Origin of the sequence: Methylobacterium sp. 2A (assembly GCF_009806555.1) — a bacterium.
In the GTDB taxonomy this organism is placed as follows: Bacteria; Pseudomonadota; Alphaproteobacteria; order Rhizobiales; family Beijerinckiaceae; genus Methylobacterium.
Genome location: NZ_VUOK01000018.1, coordinates 224,013 through 245,915, shown reverse-complemented (window position 1 = coordinate 245,915; position 21,903 = coordinate 224,013). Strand labels below are relative to the sequence as shown.

Sequence of the window (21,903 nt, the reverse complement as noted above, 5' to 3'; positions counted from 1 at the left end):
TCCCGCGCTCCGGCAAGACGGGCCGGCAAGACGGGCCGGCGAGAAGGCATTTCGAGGAGGCTCTCCGACTTGCCATCCCGGCGAAAACCGACTATGCGCCGCCCCTCGCGTTCGCTCCGGCCGGGGGCTGAACGGACGGTGCCGCTTGCGGCACAGGGTTTTCCCAAAACCCGTCGTCCGGTGTCTCCGCCTTCGATCAACCGCTCGGGCCTGAAAATCGGCTCGAAGGGCTTGGCGCCGAGTGTTTCGCGGGATGAACCGGCCCGGATCAGCCGCCTCGCGCGGCCGGGCTTCCTTTGATGCTGAAAGGCCCGACGATGCCTCTCTACGAGCATGTGCTCTTGGCCCGCCAGGACGTGACGTCCCAGCAGGTCGAACAGATGATCGACACCTACAAGGGTGTGATCGAGCAGAACGGTGGCCGTCTCGAGAAGATCGAGATGTGGGGCGTGAAGTCCCTCGCCTACCGGATCAAGAAGAACCGCAAGGCGCATTTCGCGCTCCTCAACATCGACGCCCCGCCGGCCGCGATCGCCGAGATGGAGCGCCAGATGCAGATCTCCGAGGACGTGCTGCGCTTCATGACCGTCCGGGTCGAGGAGCTCGATCAGGAGCCGTCCGCCATGATGCAGAAGCGCGACCGCGACGACCGCAAGGATCGCGAGCGCGGCCGCCGTCGTGACGACGAGGGCTTCGGTGGCGGCGGCTTCGGCGGTGACCGGGGCGACCGCGGTGATCGCGGCGAGCGCAGCTTCGGCGGGGAGGGCTAACCCATGGCATTCGGTGCTGGTGCGGGCGGCGGACGCCGTCCCTTCTTCCGTCGTCGCAAGACCTGCCCGTTCTCCGGCGCCAACGCGCCGAAGATCGACTACAAGGACGTCAAGCTCCTGTCCCGCTACGTCTCCGAGCGCGGCAAGATCGTGCCGTCGCGGATCACCGCGGTCTCGGCCAAGAAGCAGCGTGAGCTCGCCCAGGCGATCAAGCGCGCCCGCTTCCTCGGCCTGCTGCCCTATGTGATCAAGTAAGACACGAAAAACCGCCGGCCCGGCATCAGCCCGGGCCGGTCCTCGCAGAGGGCGGCCCCGAGGTCGCCCGATCGTTGGGGCGCGACGCCGCCTCTAACCCTGCCGCAGCGGCAGCGGGACAGCGGATTTCATGGCACAGCATATCGGCATCGGCATCGGCGCGGGCCTCGTCTCGGCACTCCTGTTCGGGGTGCTCCTGAAGGCGACGCCGCTCGCGATCCTGCTCTACCTCGTGGCGCCGCTGCCGATCCTGATCGTCGGCCTCGGCTGGAGCCACAAGGCGGCTTTGTGGGCGGCCGCGGCCGGCAGCCTCGCGCTGGGCCTGGCGATCGCGCCCTTCATGGGCCTCGCCTTCGGGGCCTATATCGCGCTGCCCGCGTGGTGGCTCGCCTATCTGACCCTCCTCGGGCGCGAGACGCCGCGCGGCCTCGAATGGTACCCGACCGGCCGCCTGCTCGGCTGGATCGCCGCCACGGCGGCGCTCGCCTTCATCGCCATCGCGGTCCTGTCCTCGCCGAACCACGCGGCCTTCGATCGGCAGCTGCGCAGCCTCGCCCAAACCCTGGTGCAGGCCCGGATGCCCGCTCCTGCTCCTGCCCGCACGACCGGCGAGGCCGGCCGCGCCGACGCGCCTCCGTCCGAGACGGACCGCGCCGGCCAAGATCCGGGTGCGGACACCGATGCGCAGGCCCAGGCGGATGCTGATCCGGCCGACGTCACGCGGACCGAGATGGCCGACGCCCTGGCGCGCGTGGTGCCGGCCTTCGCGGCGAACGGGCTGGCGCTGCTGCTGGCCTTCTATCTCTGGGCCTCGGCGCGCATCGTGAAAATCTCCGGCCGCCTGCCCCGGCCCTGGCCCGACCTCCCCGCGACGGCGATGCCGCGGATCACGCTCGCCGCCCTCGGGGCCGCGCTGCTGATGTGCCTCGCGCCCGGCTATGTCGGCGTGCTCGGCGTCGCCCTGGTGGGCGGGTTCGGCGCGGCCTTCGCGCTTCAAGGCCTCGCCGCCTTCCACGACCGTTCCCGCGGCCGGCCGGGACGCACCCTGATGCTGTTCGGGCTGTACCTGATCCTGTTCGTGACCCAGGGCATCGCCCTGGTCGCCCTCACCCTGTTCGGCCTCGCCGACACAGCCCTCGACCGCCGGCGTTCGCAGAAGCGCCCGGCGCCGTGAGACCCCGGCCCGAGAGGCCGAAACCCTGAAGGAGAAAGACCATGGAAGTGATCCTGCTCGAGCGCGTGGCCAAGCTCGGCCAGATGGGCGAGACCGTGAATGTCCGCCCGGGCTTCGCCCGCAACTTCCTGCTCGCCCGCGGCAAGGCCCTGCGCGCGACGGAAGCCAACAAGAAGCACTTCGAGGCCCAGCGCGCCCAGCTCGAAGCCCGCAACCTCGACCGCAAGAAGGACGCCGAGGCGGTGGCCGAGAAGCTGAACGGCCAGAGCTTCGTCCTGATCCGCCAGTCGGGCGAGACCGGCGTGCTCTACGGCTCCGTCTCGACCCGCGACCTCGCCGAGGTCGTCTCGAAGGAGGGCTTCACGGTGGATCGCGGCCAGTTCACCCTGAACCAGCCGATCAAGACGCTCGGCCTGCACACGGTCCCGGTGGTGCTGCACCCCGAGGTCGAGGTCGAGATCACCGTCAACGTCGCCCGCAGCCCCGAGGAGGCCGAGCGTCAGGCCCGCGGCGAGTCGGTCACCGAGCGCGAGGCGTTCAACCTCGACGATCTCGGCCTGGAGGTCGGTCAGGCGCTGGCCGATGCCGGCGAGGGCGCCGACGACCGCGGCTGATCCTCTTCGCACGGCCGCTCGATCCGGGCCTGCCCGGATCGAGCCTATTCAGGAGGGGACGGTCCGGCGCCGTACGGTGCCGCCGTCCCCTTTCTGTTGACGACGGCACACCGACGCAGGACACCCGGTCGGAAGCCCATTTCCAGGAAGAAGCACCCGGTGTCCGACATCCTGCCTGACGATCGCCACCCGCCCGCGCGGTTCAATGCGGCCCGCTATGGCCTCGCCGAGAACGCGCGCCTGCGCCCGGACAAGACCGCCCTGGTGATGGTCGGCGACGGCACGGTCGAACGGCTCTCCTTCGGCGCGGTCGAGCGCGCGGTGCGCGGCATCGCGGCGGGCCTGCTCGGCCTCGGCCTCAGGCCCGGCGACCGGGTGATGATCCGGATGGGCAACGAGGTCGATTACGTCCTCGTGCATTTCGGCGCGCTCGCGGCCGGCCTCGTGTCGCTGCCCTCCTCGCCACAGCTCACGGAGGGCGAGGCGGCGTTCCTGATGGAGAATTCGGGCGCCGCCGCATTGGTCGTCGGCAGCGGCTGCACCGTCGCGCCCGAGGCCCTGGGCGACCGGCTGCTCCTCGACGCCCCCACGATCGCCGCCCTGAAGGCCGGGCCGCCGCTGCCCGACTACGCCGACACCGCCGCCGACGATCCGGCGATGCTGATCTACACCTCCGGCACCACCAGCCGGCCGAAGGGCGTCCTGCACGCCCACCGCGCCGCCTATGGCCGGCGGCCGATGCTCGACCACTGGCTGGGCCTAACCGAATCCGACGTGATGCTGCATGCCGGCACCATGAACTGGACCTACACGCTGGGCGTGGGCCTCAGCGACCCGTGGTCGGTGGGCGCCACGGCGGTGCTCTACAACGGCCCGCGCGACCCCGCCGTCTGGCCGCGGCTGATCGCGGAATACGGCGCCACGATCTTCGCGGCCGTGCCGACCCTCTACCGTCAGATCCTGAAATACGGCGGCCCCGAGGCCCACGACCTGTCGCGCCTGCGCTACGGCTGCACGGCCGGCGAGGCGCTCCCGGTGGAGCTGCTCGCGGCCTGGACCGAGGCAACCGGCAAGCCGCTCTACGAGGCGCTCGGGATGAGCGAGATCTCGACCTACATCTCCAGCGGCCCCACCATCCCGGTGCGCCCCGGCTCACCCGGCAAGCCGCAGCCCGGGCGGCGCGTGGCGATCCTGCCGGTCGAGGGCGAGCCGGTGCCGCTGCCGGCGGGCGAGACCGGGCTGCTGGCCGTCCACCGCTCCGAGCCGGCCCTGATGCTCGGCTACTGGAACCGGCCCGAGGAGGAGGCCGAGGTGATGCGCGGCGACTGGTTCGTCGGCGGCGACCTCGCCCGATTCGATGAAGACGGCTACCTCTGGTTCGAGGGCCGCAACAACGACCTGATGAAGGCGATGGGCTACCGGGTCTCGCCCAACGAGGTCGAGGTGGTGCTGGCCGCCCACCCCGCGGTTGCGGAGGTCGGCGTCGCCGAGCTGCCGGTGCGGGCGGATGTCTCGGTCATCTGCGGCTTCGTGGTGCCTCAACCCGATGCCGAGCCCGACGCGGAGGCGCTGCTCGCGTGGTGTGCCGAGCGGCTCGCCGCCTACAAGCGCCCGCGGGAGATCCGCTTCCTCGACGCCCTGCCGCGCACGGCCAACGGCAAGGTGCAGCGGAAGCGGCTGGCCGAGGCGGTGCGATCCTCCGGCTGATCAGGGCAGCGCCCGAGGCCGGCACGGGGCCTCAATAGAAATCCTGTGCGACGAGCGCGCGTTCGGTGCCGTCGCAGAGCCGGAAGGTCAGCTTCGTTCCGGCTGGCTTGACGCTCCACGGATAGGCCGCATGGTTCGCCGCGCGTTGGGTCACGGGCGCGCCGTCGACGGCGCAGATGCGATCGCCCGCCCGCCATCCGCCGGAAGCGGCCGGACTGTTGGCCATTACGTGGCGGACCACGACGCCGCCGCCATCCCATCCCGTCTGAAGCCCGATGGTCGATCGCACCAGGGGCTTCGGCGTCGCCGTGTCGGCGGCGTACAGGAAGGTGCCGGCCGGGACATCCAGGACGGCGTGGAGCCGCTGCAGGAGTCCGAGGCCGATCATGCCGTCGAACCCCTCCGGCTGCGCGTCGCCCCCCTCCCCTTCGATCTGCACCGGGACCTCCGACAGCTCGGCCGCGCCGAAGGTCAGGCGGCTCGGAATGACGAGGGTCTCCACCGCCATGCCATTGACCCCCTGCGCGGCGATCGACGTGCGCCGGCCCTGCTTCAAAGCCGCGATCGTCTCCGCCGCGGCGGCGGTGAGCCGCAGCCCCGCCATCGCGCCGGTATCGACCCACAAGCGGAGCGGCCGGGCGCCGAGCGGAATCGTCACGAAGGTGTAGAAGCCCGTCTCCGACCGGTGCAGGGGTGCCGTCGCGGCCTCCTGCCATTGGACCCCGCTCGGCCACAGGCGCCAGCCGTGACCGGCGAGATCGAGTTCCAGGGCGCCGCTGCCGAGGACATCGAGCCCGAGCATCATGTCGATCGGGCGTTCGCCGTCGGCCCGCAGCGGCGCGAGGTCGAGGATGGCCGTCGGCAGCCGCTCGATCGTGTAGGAGGGGAAGGTCAGATCGATCGTCGGTCCCGGATAGGCCGAGGCCGGACCGCCGGTCCCGACCACCGGAATGGCCTGCGCGTTCGCCGCCACCTTGGCGCCCAGCGTCTCGGCGAACCGGCGATCGAGCGCCGTGAAGGTCGCGCCGGTATCCGCCATGGCGTTGACGGGCCGGCCGGCGACCACGGCATCGAACCGCAGCACGCCATCGCCGTCGGCCGTCCAGGCGATCCAGTCAGGCTGCCCGGTCTCCGGCGCGGGGCGGTAATGGGCCTGCCCGGTGGACGCCTGATCCTCCGCAAGGGCCGGAGCCATCGGGATGAGCCCGGCCCAGACAGAGAGGGCCAAGCTCAATTCGCGAACGTGGCGCTGCATCGGCAGATTGCTCCGGTGGTCGTGGCGCCGCCACGCGATAGCGCGACGGCGCAAGGCCCGCCTAAACAGACTTCCGGTGGCAAGCCAACGCCGCGCGCGGCAAGAGCGCTGGACAATTGCCGGTTCCAGCCGGGAAACCTGCGGCCGTCCTTGCCGAATCCACTCCGAACCTGGGTTCGTACTTTTCGTCCCCCCCGGGAACGCGGCGTTCTACAGCAGCGTCCCGCGCAGGATCAGCAGCGCCACCGAGAAGTAGATGACGAGCCCGGTCACATCGACCAGCGTCGCCACGAACGGTGCCGAGGCGGTCGCCGGATCGAAGCCGATCCGCTGGAGCAGGAACGGCAGCATCGAGCCCGACAGCGAGCCGAACGTCACGATTCCGACCAGCGCCGCCCCGACCGTGGCGGCGACCAGCGGCCAGTGCTCGCCGTAATCGTAGAGGCCGAGCTTCTGCCACGCGACGATCCGGATCACCGCGATCACCCCGAGGATCGCGCCGAGCAGCATCCCGGTCGGCAGTTCCCGCAACGCCACCCGCCACCAGTCGCGCAGGCGGATCTGGTGCAGGGCGAGCGCCCGGATCAGCAGCGAAGTCGCCTGCGAGCCGGAATTGCCGCCCGAGCTCATGATCAGCGGGATGAACAGCGTCAGGACGATCGCCTTCTCCAGCTCGCCCTCGAAGCCCTGCATGGCCGAGGCGGTCAGCATCTCCGAGAGGAACAGCGCGCAGAGCCAGCCGGCCCGCTTCCGGATCATCGTGAAGAAGCCGATATCCATGTAGGGCTCGGGCAGCGCCTCCATGCCGCCGAAGCGCTGCACGTCCTGCGTCTGCTTCTCGATCATCGCGTCGATCATGTCGTCGACGGTCACGATGCCGATCACGTGGCCGACCGCGTCGACCACCGGCAGGGCCAGCAGGTCGTATTTGGAGATCAGCCGGGCCGCCTCCTCGCGGCTCGCGGTCGGCGAGACGGCGAGCGGCCGCCGGCCCGGGGCCACGCTCAGCACGTTGTCGTTCGGATTGCCCGAGATCAGCCGGCGCAGGGGCACCGCCTTGGTGAGCGCGCGGGTGCGCGGATCGAGCACGAAGATCGCGTAGATGGTCTCGCGGGTCTTCTCGACGTGGCGGATGTGCTCCAGGGTCTGGCCCACCGTCCAGGTGCCCGGCACGGTGACGAACTCGGTGGTCATCAGCGAGCCGACCGTCTCCTCGCCATAGGCCGAGAGGCGGTCCACGGCGCCGCGGGTCTCGGCATCGAGGCGGGCGCGCAGGTCGGAGCGGCCGGGCTCCTCGATCTCGCGAAAGACGTCGGTGACGCGGTCGGCCGACATGCCCGAGAGATAGCTCGCCACCCGGTCGCGGGGCAGCATCTCGATGATGTCGGCGGCGCAGTCGAGTTCCGGCTGGTCCAGCACCTCCACGGCCCGCTCCATCGGCAGGCCGAGCAGGATCGCGGCCGCGACCTCGGGGGCCTCGTCGTTGAGCTTCTCGACGATGTCGGGGGCGCGTTCATCCGAGAGCCGCGCGGCCAGCACGGAGGGGTCGACGCGGGTGTCGAAGGGGGCGATCTCGTTCATGGCCTCGCCTCGTCGGTTACGAGGCGACGCGGCGCCGGTCATCCTGGGGCTGGGCCGTGACGGGCGCCGCGTCGGTTGCCCCGCGGCCAGGCCTCTCAGCGGCTCAGGCGGGACGACGGCACGGGGCCGGGCACGGCAGGCACGATCGGTCGGGCACGTCGCTTCGCGGGTCGCTGCTGAAGGGGAGCGCGGCGCCGCCGGAACGATGTCGCGCGGCTGCGTCGTGCGCCCGCGCGGGAGGTCCGTCAAGCCGTAACGGTTCCAGGGTCCCGGGCTTTCAGCTCCCCGGCGCGCACGCCGCCCGCTTGTGTCGCGCCGATGCACCAGGGGTCCCTATGAGAAATATAAGTGTTGCGCTCACTTGTATTGCGTCCAAGATATTGCCTATATACGCCTCATCAACACTGAGGAGAAACGCCATGGCTTGGTCTGCCCCGATCGTGTCCGAGATCTGCGTCGGCATGGAAGTCACCAGCTACGAGTCCGCCGAGATCGACACCTTCAACTAAGAGGCCCGGGCCGGCGCGGTCGTCGCTCCGGTCACCGTGGTCGCTTGCGTCAACCACCTGAAGTTTACGAGGAGGAATACATGGCCTGGACTGCTCCGATCGTGTCCGAGATCTGCGTCGGCATGGAAGTCACCAGCTACGAGTCCGCCGAGATCGACACCTTCAACTAAGATCTCGATCAGATGGTTCGGGCGCCGCTTCTCGCGAAGCGGCGCTTTTCTTTTGCGCGGTGTGCAGATCTGTGCGTTCAGTACGGCAAACGGCAGGCTCTTTAGAAACGACGGCCGGCCTGTCTTCGGAATACGACCGCAGCCAAGTCATTTCACGAACAACCCCGCGATCGCCGCGCTCGTGAGGTTCGACAGCGTCCCCGCCAGGATCGCCCGCAGCCCGTAGCGGGCGACCTCGGAGCGCCGCTCCGGCACGAGGCTCGCGAAGCTCGCGAGCTGGATGGCGATCGAGGCGAAGTTCGCGAAGCCACACAGGGCGAAGCAGACGATCGCCTGCGACCGGGCATCGAGCGTCCCGGCCTTCAGGGTCGGCGACAGGTTGGCGTAGGCCAGGAACTCGTTGAAGGCGATCTTCTGGCCGATCGCGCCGCCAGCCAGCGTCGCGTGCTCCCAGGGGACGCCGAGGAGCCACGCGAGCGGGCTGAGCGCCCAGCCGAGCACCCCCTCGAACGAGGCGCCGGGATAGCCCACCCATCCGCCGAGGGTGCCGAACAGGCCATCCGCCAGCGCGATCAACCCCACGAAGGCGATCAGCATCGCGCCGACCGAGACCGCCACCGCCAGCCCCTTCTGCGTGCCGTCGGCCGCCGCCTCGATGACGTTGGCCGCCCGGGTCTCGCCGAACTCGACCCGGGTGGTGGTGATCCGGGTCGGCTCCGTGGAGGGCACCAGCATCTTGGCGTAGAGGAGCCCACCGGGAATCGCCATCGCGGAAGCCGCGAGCAGGTAGGTCATCGGGACGCCGAGCGCCGCGTAGCCGGCCAGGATCGAGCCGGCGGTGGAGGCGGCCCCGCTCGACATCACGGCGAACAATTCGGCCCCGGTCAGGCGGGCGAGGAACGGGCGCAAAGCCACCGCGATCTCGCTCTGGCCGATCGCGATGGTGATCACCGCCGCGAAGGACTCGATCGGCGAGGTGCCGAGGATCCGCCGCAGCACCGCGCCGAGGCCCCGTGCCAGGGCCTGCATCACGCCCAGGTGGTAGAGCACGCCGATCAGGGCGGAGACGTAGAGGATCTGCGGCAGCACCCGCAGCGCCAGGATGAAGCCCGAGCCGCCGAACAGCTCGAACATCTTCGGCTCGACGAGCCCGCCGAACAGGAAGGCGGTGCCGCGATCGCCGTAGGAAAGCACGCGCACCACCACAGCGGCGGCCGCGTTCAGGGCCGCCTGCCCGGCCGGCAGGAACAGGATCAGCGCGCCGAGGCCCACCTGAAGCGCCAAGCCGGTGAGCACGACCCGCGGGCGGATCGCCCGCCGGTTCGTGGAGAACAGCACCGCGACGGCGAGCAGCAGCAGGAGGCTGAGGCCGGCATGGGTCAGGCGGTCGAGCATCGGATCCTTCTCATGAGCACGGTCGGCGCCCATGGAAGGTTCGGGCCAGAATCTGTCGATCCGGTTGAGGAGCGGCGAGATGCGGGGCGAGCGGATCGCGGAGAGGCACGAAACCGCGATCGAGCCCGGCCTCCGTCGCGCGGTGCCGTCCCGCCGGCCATCGCCTCGTCTAGGGTGTTCACCCTAGACAATCCCGCGAGCCGGCCCTATCCCTCGGTCAACGCCCGGACCAACCGGCGAAACGGGAGGCGCAGCTTGGCTCAGAGGTTTCAGCTCGCGGGAACGGTCGCGCTCATCACCGGTGCCGCGAGTGGCATCGGGGCTGCCCTGGCGACGGCGCTCGCCGCCAAGGGATGTAGCCTGCTGCTGGTGGACCGCGATTCGGAAGGCCTGGGGACGATCGCCCGGCGGATCCGCGAGCACGGCGCGGCGGTCGAGACCCGGGTCGTCGATCTCGTGGACGCGGAGGCGATCCGCGCACTGCCGGGTTGGGCGACGGAGCGCTTCGGCCATGTCGACATCCTGATCAACAATGCCGGCGTGGCGCTCGGCGGCCGGTTCGACGAGACGCATCTCGACGATTTCGAGTGGCTGATGGACATCAACCTGCGCGCGGTCGTGCGGATGTGCCACGCCTTCCTGCCGATGCTGCGCGCCCGGCCTGCGGCGCAGATCGTCAACCTGTCGAGCCTGTTCGGGCTGATCGCGCCGCCCGGGCAGGTCGCCTACTGCACCAGCAAGTTCGGGGTCCGCGGCTTCTCGGAGGCCCTGCGGCATGAATATGCCGGCACCGGGCTCGGCGTGACGGTGGTCCATCCGGGCGGCGTCGCCACCGCCATCTCCCGCAATGCCCGCGGCCGGCGGCCGCCGAGCGACCCGGAGGCGGCCAAGCGCGCGGCGGTGGAGGATGCGGAGGCCCGCGAGGCCTTCGGCAAGCTCCTGACGCTCGCCCCCACGGAGGCTGCGGCGCAGATCATCCGCGCCATCGAGACCCGGGCGCCGCGCCTCGTGATCGGCAAGGATGCCCGCAGCGCGGCCCTGATCCAGCGTCTGATGCCGGCGGGCTACTGGAAGACGATCGTGCGCATGTCGGGTGGGAAACTCTGAGATGGCGAGCCTGCGTGCCTATATCGGCGCCTACATGATCCGCAGCCGGGTCCGCGGCCCGCTGGCCCGGGCGCGGAGCGCGGCCGACTTCCGCCGCATCTTCGAGGCGCCGACTTTCCCGGACCCGAAGGGCGTGACCTACGAGGCCGGCAGCGTCGGCGGCGTGCGGGGCGAGTGGGTCCGGCCGAAGGCGGGGCCCGGGCGGCGGATGCTCTACATCCACGGCGGCGGCTTCATCGCCTGCTCGCCGCGCACGCACCGGCCCGTCACCGGCGCCCTGGCCAATCGCGGCTTCACGATCTTCGCCCCCGATTACCGCCTCGCCCCCGAGCACCCGTTCCCGGCCGCCGTCGAGGATGTCATGGCGGTCTGGCGGGCCTTCAGCGCCGAGGGCGCGGCCTGCGTGGCGGGGGAATCCGCCGGCGGCAACCTCGCCCTCGTCCTGATGAGCGAGGCCCGGTCGCGGAACCTGCCGATGCCCTGGGCCGCCGCCCTGTTCTCCCCGGCCACCGACTTCGTCTCCGAAGGGGGCTCGCGCGTCACGAATGCGTGGCATGACGCCATGTTCGACCCGAAGGCGCTGGCGACGATCCGGACGATGTATCTCGGGACTGCCGACCCGGCCGACCCGCGCATCTCACCGATCAACGGCGACCCGACCGGCTTCCCGCCGCTGCTGTTCCACGTGGGCGGCCGGGAGGTGCTGCGCGACGATTCCGTGCGCATGGCGGAGCGGGCCCGGGCAGCCGGCGTCGCGACGGAGCTGAAGGTCTTTCCGGTCGTCTCCCACGCCTGGCAATTCGCCGCCGGTATGCTGCCGGAGGCGCGCGCCTCCCTGGACGAGGCCGCCGCCTTCCTCAAGGCCCACGCGCCGCAGCCCGACGCCTCTTCCGGGAGCCCGAAGCGATGACCGACATTCCGCGCGACACCGGACCGGAGCCGCTGGCGGTCCTGATCGTCGGCGCCGGCTTCTCCGGGCTCGCCATGGCGATCCGCTGCAGGCAGGCCGGGATCGGGCCGCTGCGCGTGATCGAGAAGTCCGGCAGCATCGGCGGCACGTGGTACGACAACACCTATCCGGGGGCGGCCTGCGACATCCCCTCCCACCTCTACTCCCTCTCCTTCGCTCCCAAGGCGGATTGGAGCCGGATGTATGCGCCGCAGGCCGAGATCCTGGCCTATCTGCGCGAGACCGCCGAGCGCCACAATCTGACGCCCCTCATCCAGCTCGGCACGACCTTCCAGGGCGCGACCTGGGACGAGGCGGCCGCGCTCTGGCACGTGGAGACCGACCGCGGGCCGATCACCGCGCGGGCGATCGTCTCCGGCATGGGCGGCCTTCACCATCCGGCCTATCCCGCCATTCCGGGCCGCGACAGCTTCGCGGGTCCGGCCTTCCACACGGCCGCCTGGGACCACTCCGTGAACCTCGCCGGCAAGCGCATTGGCGTGATCGGCACGGGGGCGAGCGCGATCCAGGTTGTGCCGGAACTTGCCAAGATCGCCGGCCATCTCACCCTGTTCCAGCGCACGCCACCCTGGATCATGCCCAAGAACGATCATGCCATCGCGGAGCGCGCCAGGGACCGCTACCGGCGCCTCCCGCTCGCTCGCCGGCTTGAACGGGCTCGGCTGTTCTGGCTGCACGAGGTGCGCGCCCTCCTGGGCTTCACCAAGGTCTCGAAGCTGACTGTTCAGGCGGAGGGTCTGGCGCGGCGCCACCTCGCCAAGGCGGTGCGCGACAAGGACCTGCGGGCGAAGCTGACGCCAAGCTACCGGCTCGGCTGCAAGCGCGTGCTGATCTCGGACGACTATTACCCCGCCCTTCAGCGCCCGAACGTGACGCTGGAAACCGGCCGCATCGCGCGGATCACCGAGGCCGGCGCGGTCACCGAGGATGGCCGGGCGCACGATCTCGACGTCATCGTCTACGCCACCGGATTCGACGTCACCGCGACCTTCACGCGGATGGACCTCGTCGGCCGCGGCGGTCTGCGCCTGAAGGAGGCCTGGGCCGACGGCATGGGCGCCTACCAGGGCATCACGGTCGCGGGCTTCCCGAACTACTTCATGCTGCTCGGGCCGAATACGGGGCTCGGGCACAACTCGGTCGTGGCGATGATCGAGATCCAGGTGCAGCACGTGCTGGATTGCCTGAAGGCCCTGCGGCGGGGCACCCGCGCCATCGAGGTCCGCCCGGAGGCGCAGGCGCGCTTCCTCGACCGGATCCGCGCCCGGCTCTCAGACAGCATCTGGCAGGCCGGCGGCTGCCGGAGCTGGTACCTCGACGCGCAGGGCCGCAACGCGACCCTCTGGCCGGATTCCGTGATGGCCTATCGCCGGAGCGCCCGGCGGGCGCGGATGGCGGATTACCGGCTGGGCTGAAGCTCGGATCGAACGTTCAGAACGCGAACCCGGCTTCCTCCTGGAAGGCCTCGAGCCCGGGCAGCGACGCGTCGAACAGCGGCCGTGCCCCGAAGGCGTCGCCGGCGCGCACGAACAGCGTCACCTTGGCGTTGCGATGAGGTCCCATCACGCAGACGAGGCGGCCGTCGTCCTTGAGCTGCTCCAGCAGCGTTTGCGGCCGGACCTCGATGCGGCCGTTGATCAGGATCGCGTCGAAGGGCGCTTGCTTCGGCGCACCCGCCTCGATCGGCCCCTCGATCACCTGCACCGTGGGGCCGAGCCGCCTGCGCGCCTCGGCGGCGAGGCTCGAAACCGATTCGAGCGCCGTCACCTGCGCGCCGAGATGCGCCATGACCGCCGCCGCGTAGCCGTAGCCGGTGGCGACATCGAGGGCGGCTACGCCCGGGCGGATCTTCAGGGCCTGGATCATCCGGGCCAGCACCATCGGCGCCGGCATGCAGCGGGTCCCGCCGCCGGCCTCGTCGATATGCAGGGTCTGATCGATATACGCGAAGGGCTCGCGCCCCTGGGGCACGAAGGTCTCGCGCGGCACGTCGTCGAACGCGTCGAGCACCGCGATGTCGTTGACGTCGAAGGTCCGCAACTGGCAGTCGACCATCATCCGCCGCGCCTGCGCGTAATCGATCATCGAACCCTGTCCTCGAACGGGATCGGAATGCCGCACCGGCCGGGCTCCGACGGACGGCCGGATGCCCCGGCCAAGCCTAGCTTCCCGGACGGGGGGCGTTTTCGGAGATCGGTCGCCAAAACGCAAGGCTGGCGCGTACGTCCTCGAATGAATGCAACGGCATTCCGCGGCCCCATCGTCGGCCTGACATCTGACGCCGACGTGAGAGGTGGGTCGACCGAATTCTGCCGGCACGGAAGGCCGGCCCCTATCATGTCGTGAACAAGGGCGCCGCGTCTGCCGGGGCCACAAGATCGTGGAGGTCGGGAATGCGTGCCCGCGCCGTGCGCCTGCAGGCCTGTATCGGCGCCCTGGCGCTGGCCCCTCCGCTCATGGCACCCGCCTCGGCCCGGATCGTCGGCATCGACATCACCGCGGTCGAGCCGTTCGCGGATGGCGCAGCCTTCGGGCAGGCCGTCCCCTACGAGCGGGTGATCGGAACGGCTCGCGGCGAGATCGACCCGACCGATTCAGCCAATGCCGGCATCGCCGATATTGCCCTGGCGCCCCGCAACGCCCGCGGCTTTGTCGAATACCGCACCGATCTGTTCATCCTGCGGCCCAAGGATTTCGCGCGCGGCAGCGGCACCCTCCTCTACGAGGTGCTGAACCGTGGCCGGAAGTTCCTGTTCAACTGGGACGATGTCCACATGTCCCTCTGGAGAGGAGACAGGACGTTTGTGCGAATCGCCCTCCTCCTCTGCCGGGAGGCAGATGCGTGGGGGATGTCCGGCCCGCCCCTCTTGGCAACCATAGGCTGATCCCGAACGCGATGCGCGAATCCGGTCGCCATCCTTCGAGGCCTCCTCTGCGCGACGGCCCGCAGGACGAGGGGGCTGTCTGGAGGATCAACGACAGCTCGATGGCCGTACGCACATGCTTGACCGGAGCACCCGGCAGGCCCACTTCCCGTCCGCCGGGGGTTTAGCGGGACATAAGCCGATGATCGATCTCTACTACTGGCCGACACCGAACGGCCACAAGATCACGATGTTCCTCGAAGAAGCAGGCCTGCCGTACAAAATCAGCGCGGTCAATATTGGAAAAGGCGAGCAATTCAACCCGGATTTTCTGAAGATCGCCCCCAATAACCGCATGCCGGCGATCATCGACGACGAGCCGGTCGGTGGGGGTGCCCCGGTCTCGCTGTTCGAATCGGGCGCGATCCTGCTCTACCTCGCCGAGAAGACCGGGCGCTTCATCCCGGCCGATCTGCGCGGCCGGGCCGAGGTGCTGCAATGGCTGTTCTGGCAGATGGGCGGCCTCGGGCCCATGCTCGGCCAGAACCACCATTTCTCGCAATACGCGCCCGAGAAGATCGACTACGCGATCAAGCGCTACGTCAACGAGACCAACCGGCTCTACGGCGTGCTCGACCGGCGCTTGGCCGACCGTGCGTTCGTCGCCGGGCCCGAATACTCCATCGCCGACATGGCCTGCTATCCCTGGATCGTGCCGTGGGAGAAGCAGGGCCAGAACCTCGACGAGCACCCGAACCTCAAGCGCTGGTTCTCGGCCATCGCCGAGCGGCCCGCCACCAAGGCGGCCTATGCCCGCGCGCCGGAGATCAATCCCGATTTCGGCAAGACCATGAGCGAGGACGCCAAGAAGGTGATGTTCGGCCAGACGGCCGCCAACACCAAGCGCTGACCCGCCCCGATGAGCGAGACGCCGGCCGCTTTGCCCCTCCGGGTGATCCACCGCGGGTGGAACACCTTCGGGATCGCCACGCTGACCCTGCCCGACGGCAGCACGGTGCCGAGGGCGCTGGAGGATCACGGCGAGGCGGCCTGCGTCCTGCCCTACGACCCCGAGCGGCGCGTGGCGCTGCTCGTCCGGCAGGCCCGGGTTGGCCCGGCCTTCTGGGGCGAGCCGGCCGACCTGGACGAGGCACCGGCGGGCGGCCTCGACGGCGGCGAGCCGGAGGCGACCGCGATCCGGGAAGCCATGGAGGAGGCGGGCGTGCACCTGCGGCAGCTGGAACGCGTGGCACATGCCTACAGCATGCCGAGCGTCTCCTCGGAGCGCCTCTGGCTCTACCTCGCGCCCTACGGGCAGGCCGACAAGGTCGGTCCCGGCGGCGGGCTGCACGCGGAGGGCGAGCAGGTGCTGCCCGTGGAAGTTCCCCTCGCGGAGCTGTCCGACGCCGCCCGTTCGGGCCGGCTTCCCGACCTCAAGACGCTCGTGCTCGTCCAGGCCCTGATGCTCCGTCACCCCGCGCTGTTCGCCGCATGACCGTTCCGTCCGATGCCTCCGCGCAGGCTGTCCTCGCCCGGATGCTGGCCTTCGTCGAGGAGGCGGCACCCATCGCCCTGCGCATGCGCGCGGCCGGGCTCGACATGACCAACAAGGGCCCGGATCTGGGCCAGGCCCTCACGGAGGCCGACCTCGCCGTCAGCCGCCTGCTGCACGATCGACTCGGCCCGGACCTGATCGAGGAGGAGACGGCCGGCGATCTCGGCCACGCGGCCGCCTCGGCGATGCTCGCCCGGGATGCCTGGACCTTCGTGGCCGACCCGATCGACGGGACCCGCCCCTTCGCGGGCGGCCTGACGGGCTGGGGCGTGATGGTGGCGGCCTGCCGCGCAGGCTGGCCGCGCATCGGCGTGATGAACCTGCCGGTCTGGGCCGAGGACCGCGCCGGTCCCGCCCGGATCGATCCGCCGGAGGCGGCGCGCGGCCTCCTGCTGGCGGCCTGCGAGGGCCAGGCCCTTTGGGCACCGACCCGGGGCGGACGCCCGACCGAGGCGCTGCGGCCCCTGGAGCGGCCCGCCACACGCACCGGGCATGTCGGCTGGCTCGCCGTCTCGGCGCAGCGCTACACCCTGGATTATGGGCGCGGCTGGTTTCCCTGGAGCGAGGGCGGCGCGATCTCCGACGCCGCCCTTCTGGCGACCGGCCGCCTCGACGCGACATTGACCAGCAACATGCTGTGGGATCTCGCGCCGATCCTACCCGTGCTGGAAGCGCTGGGCTTCCGTCTGTTCCACTGGCCCGATCTCGCGGAGCCGCCACCCGCGTTCATCGACCTGTTCGATGCCGCGCTGTCGAGCCACGACGATCTCTGGCTGATCTGCCGGGACCGGGATCAGGCGGCCGATCTGGCGCGGGCGATCCGGCGCGCCTAGCGCCGATCCGGAAGGTTGGCCGAGACGCCTCAGCGCATCGTCGCGCGGGCTGCCGGCGTCGGCGCCTCAGCCCGAATGCCCGTGCGCCAGGATCGCCTCCAGCAGCCCGGGAAAGCGCGCATCGACATCGTCACGCCGGAGTGAGATCAGGCAGCGCATGCCCTCGGGCCGCGTGCGCGTCACGCCGGCCTCTCGAAGGATCTTGAGGTGATGCGTCATCGTCGAGCGCGGCACGCTCTCGGCCAGGAGATCGCCGGAGGCGCGCTCGGCGCCATCCTTCAGCTCCGAGACCACGGCCAGCCGCGTCGGATCGCTCAGCGCGAACAGGATCCGGTGCAGCGTCAACGCGGCGGCGTCGGGATGGAAGAACTTGCGCGGGCTCATGGCGGCGATAATGTACGGTGTTCGTCGTACATCGTAAAGCGAGTCGTGCCATGGAGCGTATCGTCGTTCTCGCTAACGGGATGTTCGCTCTCGGCCTGGATGCCTACGTCGTCGCGGGCCTGTTGCCGGGAATCGGCGCGAGCTTCGGGATCGCGCCCGGCGAGGCCGGGCAGGCTGTCACCGTCTTCACCCTGACCTACGCCCTGGCGGCCCCGGTCTGCGCCACGCTGCTGGCCGGGCGACCGGTCCGGAAGATTTTGGCCCTGGCGCTCGCGGTCTTCGCCGTCGCCAACGCGCTGAGCGCATGCGCCGCCAGTCTGTTGTGGCTGCTGCTGGCCCGCGCGCTCGCCGGCCTCGCCGCGGGCCTCTACGCGCCCGTGGCGGTCGCGGCGGCCGCCACCCTGGTGGAGCCGCGCCGCAAGGGTCGCGCCCTCGCCCTGACGCTCGGCGGCATGAGCACCGGCACGGTGATCGGCGTGCCGGCCGGCCTGTGGATCGCGGAGCGGCTCGGCTGGCAGGGGACCCTCATGCTGGTGGCGCTGCTCGGCGCCCTGGCGGCGGCCGCGATCCTCCTGCGCCTGCCGGACCTCCCCGCCGCGGAGCCGCCGTCCTGGCGGGCACGGGCCGCGCTCCTCGCCGATCCCCGGATCGTCGTCACCGTGGCGGTCTCGTTCCTGACCGCAGTGTCCAGCCTCGGCCTCTACACCTACGTCGCGCCGCTCCTTGAGAGCACGGGGTTGAGCGAGGCCGCGGCGGCGTATTTCTGGGCCTGGGGCGTCGGCGGCCTCGTCGGCAGCTTCGCGATCGGCCCGTTGCTCGACTGGTCGGGGGCACCCCGGCGACTGATGGCCCTGATCCTGGCAGTTCTGGCTCTGACGCTGGCCGCGCTGCCGGGCCTGCTCGAACGCGGCTTGCTGGGCTACCTGCCGTTCCTGATCTGGGGCGCGATGGGTTGGGCCTCTCAGGCGCCGCAACAGCACGCGCTGCTCGGGCTCAAGCCTGAGCACGGCAGCGTCGCCGTGGCCCTGAACAGTTCGGCAAACTATCTCGGGGGCGCCGTGGGTGCGGCGCTCGGGGGCATCGTCATGGCGGTGGCGGGTATCACCGCCCTGCCGGTCGCGGCGGCCGGGGTCGCGGTGGCGGCCCTGATACTCCAGCTCGCGGCCCTGACGCGCGGAGGGCGCGTCGCGGCGGCCTGATCGTCGTGGCGCGTGTTCGGATCGTGGTCCTCGCCTATGATCGAGGCGACCGTCCGCGTCGGGACACGCACTTCAGGAGCAAGGCATGGCTGATCTGTCCGGAAAATCGGTCCTGATCACGGCGGCCGGCCAGGGCATCGGGCGCGCGAGCGCCCTCGCCTTCGCGCGCGCCGGGGCGCGGGTCCACGCCACCGACATCAACGCGGCGGCGCTGGGTGAACTGCACGCCGACAATCTCAAGACCGCGCGCCTCGACGTGCGGGACGAGGCCGCCGTCAAAGCACTGGTCGCGGGGATCGGCGCCGTGGACATCCTGTTCAACTGCGCCGGCATCGTCCACGGCGGGACCATCCTGGAGATGCCCGATACCGACCTCGACTTCGCCTTCGACCTCAACGTCAAGGCGATGATTCGCACGATCCGCGCCGTTCTCCCCGGCATGGTGGAGCGGCGCGACGGAGCGATCATCAACATGGCCTCGGTCGCCTCCTCGGTGAAGGGCGTACCGAATCGCTTCGCCTACGGGGTGACCAAGGCGGCGGTGATCGGGCTGACCAAGGCGGTCGCGGCCGATTACGTCGCCGACAACATCCGCTGCAACGCGATCTGCCCCGGCACGGTGGAGAGCCCGTCTCTGCAGGAGCGGATCCGGGCGCAGGGCGACTACGAGCAGACGCGAGCGGCCTTCATCGCCCGCCAGCCCATCGGACGGCTCGGCACGCCCGAGGAGATCGCAGACCTCGCCGTCTATCTGGCGGGGGCGACCTACACCACCGGCCAAGCCGTCACCATCGACGGCGGCTGGACGATCTGACCGAAGCAGACGGCCAAGACGGGCACGATCGCCGCCGGGCGCCGGAACGGTCCCGTGATGATGGTCGGCGGCGATCGTGCAGGAAGCCATCGACATCGCCGTCCTCCTCGACGCCATGCGCGCTCGGCCGCCGAGACGGCTGAGCGCAGAAGGGGCCGGGCAGGCTCATCCGCTAGGCCAATCGAACGACCGCGCGGACTTGCGCTGGATCAAGGTGGGTGGATCCAGCCCACGCCAGGCTTCCCGCGTCGGCATCGGCCTATGGTGGAGGTGGCCATGGACCTTGCGAATATCTTGGTTTCCGCCGATCTCGGCGACGCTGCACCGGATCGGATCCGCCTCGCCGCCGGGTTGGCGCGACGCTTCGAGGCCACCCTCACGGGTACGGCCGCCCACAAGGTGCCGGCCCCCCTCTTGGTGCGCGACGTCTCCGACGCCGCCCGGCAGGAGGAGCGCAGCCGCGTGGTGGTCAACGAGATCCTCGAACAGGCGCGCGCCATGTTCGAGCGTAGCGCCGGCGAGGGCACCCGCATGGATTGGCAAGCCGCCCTTGCCGGGCCGATCACGCACCTCGTCGAACAGGCGCGGGCCGCCGACCTCGTGGTGGTCGGCCGGCGCGGGCCGAAAGACGACGATCCCGGGCCGCTCGGCGTGCCGCCCGGACCGGTGCTGATGGAAGCGGGCCGGCCGGTCCTCGTCGTACCGCCCCGGCTCGTGCGCTTGAGGGCGGCCCGCATCATCGTCGCCTGGAAGGATGGACCGGAGGCGCGGCGCGCCATATCGGCGATGCTGCCCCTCATCCCCGGCACCGAGGAAGTCCTGGTCGCGACGGTCGGGGCCGACAGGCGGCACGAGGGGTTGGAGGCGGTGGCCGGCCATCTCGCGCGGCACGGCGCGCCTGTCACCACGCATCTGCTGCGGGCGGCCGGGAGCGAGGGCGGAGAGATCTTGGACTTCGCCCTGCTTCAGGACGCCGACCTCATCGTGATGGGTGCCTACGGCCATTCGCGCCTGCGGGAGTGGATCTTCGGCGGCGTCACGCGCGCGGCGCTCGAACGCGCGCCGGTGTGCTGCCTGATGTGCCACTGATCGGCTCGTCCCACGCGCGCCTCGGCGTATGGCCGCCGTAGCGACGGCAGCCTGGAACGTCCCGGCAATTCGCGGCCTGGCATGTGCCCGGGCACATGGCGGCCCCCGCCGTGCGGTCGGTTCGAAACCAGCCGGCCCGATGCCCGAGGCGCCGTCATTTCGCGCTCGCCGGGCGCCCCTCCATCGGCGACCGCGCCGATGTCTTGGCAGCGGGCAAGAACTGTCGGCATCCGACTATGCCCGGTCGGGCTCGCCCCCTCAGATACCGCCGATCTCCTCGCCTTTTCCGGGGTCCTGCGCCGTGAGCGGCGCCCGACGAGAGCCGCCACGGATGCGGTCCGTGGCGGCCTTCGCTGCGCCGTGCACCTCACTCGATGAAGCCCCAGCCCGCTTCCAACGCGGCGCGTTCGTCCTCGTCCAATGGACCGCGCCAGTCGGTCCTGTTCGGTGCGCGCAGCTGAGGCGGCGCCTCGTCGATCGTGGATGGGGTCGGTGCCGTCGGGACCGGACGCCTGGGCTTGCGCGCGCGCACGACCCGGCCGGTCATGTCGCTTCGACGGGGATCTCGCTCGGGCATCGTCGCCTCCCGGAGCTTCAGCGGGCGAGGAACAGCGGTGCCGGGCTGCCCCTCAGGAAGGAGCGCGTCACGCCGCCGAAGAAGTATTCGCGTGTCGGGGAATGCCGGTAGGCGCCCATCACGATCATGTCCGCCCGGAACAGGCCGGCCTGGCTGCGAAGCGTCGCGGCGACGCTGTCGCGCTGCGGCAGGTCGTTGACCGTCACGGCCACCCCGTGCCGTGCGAGGTGGGGCGCAAATTCGGCGCCCGGCAGCGAAGCGTGGCTCTCGGCCTCGGTGCCGACTGAGACGATTTCGACCGCCTCGGCCGCACGCAGGAACGGCAGGGCGTCGTTGGCGGCCCGCGCTGCCTGCGCACTGCCGTCCCAGGCGACGATGATCCGCCGCGCGACGAAGGCGTCATGTCCCGGCGGGACGGCGATGACCGGGCGGCCGCTGTCGAACAGCGCCTTCTGGATCATCTCGCGGTCGAGGTCGTAGGTTCGCGCGCCGATGTCGAGGACCGTCAGGTCGTGCAGGCGCGCGCACGCGGCCAGCCGGCTGACGATCTCCGGATAGGGCAGGTTCGGCGCGTCCCACGTGCAGACCACGCCGGCCTGCGCGGCGTCCGCAGCCGAGCGCTCCGCGATCGAATGGGCCAGCGCGTCGAGCCGACGATCGAGGATTGAGACGCCTTCGACATCGAACGCGCCAAGCCACGCATCGTCGCCCGAGAGGCGCCACGAGGCTGACTGAACGGTGAGGTGCGCGCCGGCGGTTTTGGCCAATGTCAGGCCATAGCCGATGGCAGACGAGGCCTCCTCGCGCTCGCCCTCGATTGCGGTGCCGACGAGGACGTCTCGGATGCCTGCGAGCGGTGATGGGCATGAACTGGACATGGGGAGTCTCCGGTCTTGATCGGCCCCATGATTCGCCCCGTCACGGCTTCGCGGCCTTGATCCACCGCAAGCGGCGGAGCCAATACGGCCGCATCTTGAGTTCAAACCAAAAACTCATCCGGCACCGGCCTCGAATACGAACAGGCGGCCGTTCCTTGTTCTGGAAACGCTTCCGGGTGCTGGCCGTCATGCCGGCCCCGGGC

The 21,903-nt window shown here is 70.5% G+C and carries 23 protein-coding genes; 17 read left to right on the top strand and 6 right to left on the bottom strand.

Annotated features, from left to right (window positions below):
* The first annotated feature begins 317 nt into the window (after window positions 1–317).
* The 5 genes from rpsF to FVE89_RS09445 all read left to right on the top strand — a co-directional run bounded on the left by rpsF (window position 318) and on the right by FVE89_RS09445 (window position 4,520).
* Entirely contained in the window at window positions 318–770 is a 453-nt protein-coding gene (gene rpsF / locus FVE89_RS09465; RefSeq protein ID WP_160533768.1) for a 30S ribosomal protein S6, read from the top strand.
* Between the two features lie 3 nt (window positions 771–773).
* Window positions 774–1,025 carry a 30S ribosomal protein S18 gene (gene rpsR, locus FVE89_RS09460; protein ID WP_007561044.1) on the top strand — a complete coding sequence of 84 codons (252 nt, stop codon included), beginning with the start codon at window positions 774–776 and terminating at the stop codon, window positions 1,023–1,025.
* Between the two features lie 130 nt (window positions 1,026–1,155).
* On the top strand, window positions 1,156–2,199 hold the full coding sequence (locus FVE89_RS09455; protein ID WP_160533767.1) for a DUF2232 domain-containing protein: 1,044 nt from the start codon (window positions 1,156–1,158) through the stop codon (window positions 2,197–2,199).
* A 41-nt stretch (window positions 2,200–2,240) separates the two neighbouring features.
* The gene (gene rplI, locus FVE89_RS09450) at window positions 2,241–2,813 is read left to right on the top strand and encodes a 50S ribosomal protein L9 (protein ID WP_160533766.1); all 573 of its coding nucleotides are present in this window, start codon (window positions 2,241–2,243) and stop codon (window positions 2,811–2,813) included.
* A 159-nt stretch (window positions 2,814–2,972) separates the two neighbouring features.
* Complete coding sequence (locus tag FVE89_RS09445; protein ID WP_160533765.1) at window positions 2,973–4,520, top strand: AMP-binding protein; 1,548 nt, start codon at window positions 2,973–2,975, stop codon at window positions 4,518–4,520.
* Window positions 4,521–4,551: 31 nt separating this feature from the next.
* Here FVE89_RS09445 and FVE89_RS09440 read toward each other — a convergent pair whose 3' ends face one another.
* Entirely contained in the window at window positions 4,552–5,775 is a 1,224-nt protein-coding gene (locus FVE89_RS09440) for an aspartyl protease family protein (protein ID WP_160533764.1), read from the bottom strand.
* A gap of 210 nt (window positions 5,776–5,985) precedes the next feature.
* Entirely contained in the window at window positions 5,986–7,356 is a 1,371-nt protein-coding gene (mgtE, locus tag FVE89_RS09435) for a magnesium transporter (protein ID WP_160533763.1), read from the bottom strand.
* Between the two features lie 419 nt (window positions 7,357–7,775).
* Here mgtE and pqqA (FVE89_RS09430) point away from each other — a divergent pair, with 419 nt between their 5' ends.
* Window positions 7,776–7,865, top strand: coding sequence for a pyrroloquinoline quinone precursor peptide PqqA (pqqA, locus tag FVE89_RS09430; RefSeq protein WP_007559223.1), 90 nt, complete (start codon window positions 7,776–7,778; stop codon window positions 7,863–7,865).
* A gap of 80 nt (window positions 7,866–7,945) precedes the next feature.
* Window positions 7,946–8,035, top strand: a complete 90-nt coding sequence (gene pqqA / locus FVE89_RS09425) for a pyrroloquinoline quinone precursor peptide PqqA (RefSeq protein WP_091712468.1) — start codon at window positions 7,946–7,948, stop codon at window positions 8,033–8,035.
* Between the two features lie 147 nt (window positions 8,036–8,182).
* On the opposite strand, the gene FVE89_RS09420 is transcribed toward pqqA (FVE89_RS09425), so the two are convergent.
* Window positions 8,183–9,430, bottom strand: coding sequence for a nucleoside transporter C-terminal domain-containing protein (locus FVE89_RS09420; RefSeq protein WP_160533762.1), 1,248 nt, complete (start codon window positions 9,428–9,430; stop codon window positions 8,183–8,185).
* A gap of 255 nt (window positions 9,431–9,685) precedes the next feature.
* Between FVE89_RS09420 and FVE89_RS09415 the strand changes: the two genes are divergently transcribed.
* Genes FVE89_RS09415 through FVE89_RS09405 form a run of 3 tightly spaced genes read left to right on the top strand, consistent with a single transcriptional unit; the run spans window position 9,686 to window position 12,922 of the window.
* Window positions 9,686–10,537: an SDR family NAD(P)-dependent oxidoreductase gene (locus tag FVE89_RS09415; protein ID WP_160533761.1), complete on the top strand. Its 852-nt coding sequence runs from the start codon at window positions 9,686–9,688 to the stop codon at window positions 10,535–10,537.
* Window position 10,538: 1 nt separating this feature from the next.
* Window positions 10,539–11,447 (top strand): alpha/beta hydrolase, encoded by a 909-nt coding sequence (locus FVE89_RS09410; protein ID WP_160533760.1) that lies wholly within the window; start codon window positions 10,539–10,541, stop codon window positions 11,445–11,447.
* The gene (locus FVE89_RS09405) at window positions 11,444–12,922 is read left to right on the top strand and encodes an NAD(P)/FAD-dependent oxidoreductase (protein WP_160533759.1); all 1,479 of its coding nucleotides are present in this window, start codon (window positions 11,444–11,446) and stop codon (window positions 12,920–12,922) included. The genes FVE89_RS09410 and FVE89_RS09405 overlap by 4 nt, the downstream gene beginning before the upstream one ends.
* 16 nt (window positions 12,923–12,938) lie before the next feature.
* Here the strand turns inward: FVE89_RS09405 and FVE89_RS09400 are convergent, their stop codons facing one another.
* Complete coding sequence (locus FVE89_RS09400; RefSeq protein WP_160533758.1) at window positions 12,939–13,592, bottom strand: protein-L-isoaspartate O-methyltransferase; 654 nt, start codon at window positions 13,590–13,592, stop codon at window positions 12,939–12,941.
* 323 nt (window positions 13,593–13,915) lie between these two features.
* Here FVE89_RS09400 and FVE89_RS31035 point away from each other — a divergent pair, with 323 nt between their 5' ends.
* The 4 genes from FVE89_RS31035 to FVE89_RS09380 all read left to right on the top strand — a co-directional run bounded on the left by FVE89_RS31035 (window position 13,916) and on the right by FVE89_RS09380 (window position 16,759).
* Window positions 13,916–14,392, top strand: coding sequence for a hypothetical protein (locus FVE89_RS31035; protein WP_342389659.1), 477 nt, complete (start codon window positions 13,916–13,918; stop codon window positions 14,390–14,392).
* A 181-nt stretch (window positions 14,393–14,573) separates the two neighbouring features.
* Window positions 14,574–15,281, top strand: a complete 708-nt coding sequence (locus FVE89_RS09390) for a glutathione binding-like protein (RefSeq protein WP_160533757.1) — start codon at window positions 14,574–14,576, stop codon at window positions 15,279–15,281.
* Between the two features lie 9 nt (window positions 15,282–15,290).
* Entirely contained in the window at window positions 15,291–15,866 is a 576-nt protein-coding gene (locus FVE89_RS09385) for an NUDIX hydrolase (protein ID WP_160533756.1), read from the top strand.
* Window positions 15,863–16,759: an inositol monophosphatase family protein gene (locus FVE89_RS09380; protein ID WP_160533755.1), complete on the top strand. Its 897-nt coding sequence runs from the start codon at window positions 15,863–15,865 to the stop codon at window positions 16,757–16,759. Before FVE89_RS09385 ends, FVE89_RS09380 begins: the two co-directional genes overlap by 4 nt.
* Window positions 16,760–16,825: 66 nt before the next feature.
* On the opposite strand, the gene FVE89_RS09375 is transcribed toward FVE89_RS09380, so the two are convergent.
* Window positions 16,826–17,143 (bottom strand): helix-turn-helix domain-containing protein, encoded by a 318-nt coding sequence (locus FVE89_RS09375; protein ID WP_160533754.1) that lies wholly within the window; start codon window positions 17,141–17,143, stop codon window positions 16,826–16,828.
* Between the two features lie 50 nt (window positions 17,144–17,193).
* Between FVE89_RS09375 and FVE89_RS09370 the strand changes: the two genes are divergently transcribed.
* From FVE89_RS09370 to FVE89_RS09360, 3 genes are all read left to right on the top strand, one after another.
* On the top strand, window positions 17,194–18,342 hold the full coding sequence (locus FVE89_RS09370; RefSeq protein WP_160533753.1) for an MFS transporter: 1,149 nt from the start codon (window positions 17,194–17,196) through the stop codon (window positions 18,340–18,342).
* An 85-nt stretch (window positions 18,343–18,427) separates the two neighbouring features.
* Window positions 18,428–19,156: an SDR family oxidoreductase gene (locus tag FVE89_RS09365; RefSeq protein WP_160533752.1), complete on the top strand. Its 729-nt coding sequence runs from the start codon at window positions 18,428–18,430 to the stop codon at window positions 19,154–19,156.
* A gap of 276 nt (window positions 19,157–19,432) precedes the next feature.
* Window positions 19,433–20,245 (top strand): universal stress protein, encoded by an 813-nt coding sequence (locus FVE89_RS09360; protein WP_160533751.1) that lies wholly within the window; start codon window positions 19,433–19,435, stop codon window positions 20,243–20,245.
* A 594-nt stretch (window positions 20,246–20,839) separates the two neighbouring features.
* Here FVE89_RS09360 and FVE89_RS09350 read toward each other — a convergent pair.
* A complete protein-coding gene (locus FVE89_RS09350) occupies window positions 20,840–21,700 on the bottom strand; it encodes a universal stress protein (RefSeq protein WP_160533749.1) in 861 nt (286 codons plus the stop codon).
* Window positions 21,701–21,903: the final 203 nt, after the last annotated feature.

Excerpts from the sequence above, each read along its gene's own strand:
- pqqA (WP_091712468.1), top strand. The coding sequence starts at position 7,946 with ATGGCCTGGACTGCTCCGATCGTGTCCGAGATCTGCGTCGGCATGGAA.
- FVE89_RS09400 (WP_160533758.1), bottom strand. The coding sequence starts at position 13,592 with ATGATCGATTACGCGCAGGCGCGGCGGATGATGGTCGACTGCCAGTTG.
- rpsF (WP_160533768.1), top strand. The coding sequence starts at position 318 with ATGCCTCTCTACGAGCATGTGCTCTTGGCCCGCCAGGACGTGACGTCC.
- FVE89_RS09350 (WP_160533749.1), bottom strand. The coding sequence starts at position 21,700 with ATGTCCAGTTCATGCCCATCACCGCTCGCAGGCATCCGAGACGTCCTC.
- FVE89_RS09405 (WP_160533759.1), top strand. The coding sequence starts at position 11,444 with ATGACCGACATTCCGCGCGACACCGGACCGGAGCCGCTGGCGGTCCTG.
- pqqA (WP_007559223.1), top strand. The coding sequence starts at position 7,776 with ATGGCTTGGTCTGCCCCGATCGTGTCCGAGATCTGCGTCGGCATGGAA.
- FVE89_RS09440 (WP_160533764.1), bottom strand. The coding sequence starts at position 5,775 with ATGCAGCGCCACGTTCGCGAATTGAGCTTGGCCCTCTCTGTCTGGGCC.
- rpsR (WP_007561044.1), top strand. The coding sequence starts at position 774 with ATGGCATTCGGTGCTGGTGCGGGCGGCGGACGCCGTCCCTTCTTCCGT.
- FVE89_RS09410 (WP_160533760.1), top strand. The coding sequence starts at position 10,539 with ATGGCGAGCCTGCGTGCCTATATCGGCGCCTACATGATCCGCAGCCGG.
- FVE89_RS09375 (WP_160533754.1), bottom strand. The coding sequence starts at position 17,143 with ATGAGCCCGCGCAAGTTCTTCCATCCCGACGCCGCCGCGTTGACGCTG.
- rplI (WP_160533766.1), top strand. The coding sequence starts at position 2,241 with ATGGAAGTGATCCTGCTCGAGCGCGTGGCCAAGCTCGGCCAGATGGGC.
- FVE89_RS09385 (WP_160533756.1), top strand. The coding sequence starts at position 15,291 with ATGAGCGAGACGCCGGCCGCTTTGCCCCTCCGGGTGATCCACCGCGGG.
- FVE89_RS09420 (WP_160533762.1), bottom strand. The coding sequence starts at position 9,430 with ATGCTCGACCGCCTGACCCATGCCGGCCTCAGCCTCCTGCTGCTGCTC.
- FVE89_RS09370 (WP_160533753.1), top strand. The coding sequence starts at position 17,194 with ATGGAGCGTATCGTCGTTCTCGCTAACGGGATGTTCGCTCTCGGCCTG.
- FVE89_RS09390 (WP_160533757.1), top strand. The coding sequence starts at position 14,574 with ATGATCGATCTCTACTACTGGCCGACACCGAACGGCCACAAGATCACG.
- mgtE (WP_160533763.1), bottom strand. The coding sequence starts at position 7,356 with ATGAACGAGATCGCCCCCTTCGACACCCGCGTCGACCCCTCCGTGCTG.
- FVE89_RS09380 (WP_160533755.1), top strand. The coding sequence starts at position 15,863 with ATGACCGTTCCGTCCGATGCCTCCGCGCAGGCTGTCCTCGCCCGGATG.
- FVE89_RS09365 (WP_160533752.1), top strand. The coding sequence starts at position 18,428 with ATGGCTGATCTGTCCGGAAAATCGGTCCTGATCACGGCGGCCGGCCAG.
- FVE89_RS09455 (WP_160533767.1), top strand. The coding sequence starts at position 1,156 with ATGGCACAGCATATCGGCATCGGCATCGGCGCGGGCCTCGTCTCGGCA.
- FVE89_RS09360 (WP_160533751.1), top strand. The coding sequence starts at position 19,433 with ATGGACCTTGCGAATATCTTGGTTTCCGCCGATCTCGGCGACGCTGCA.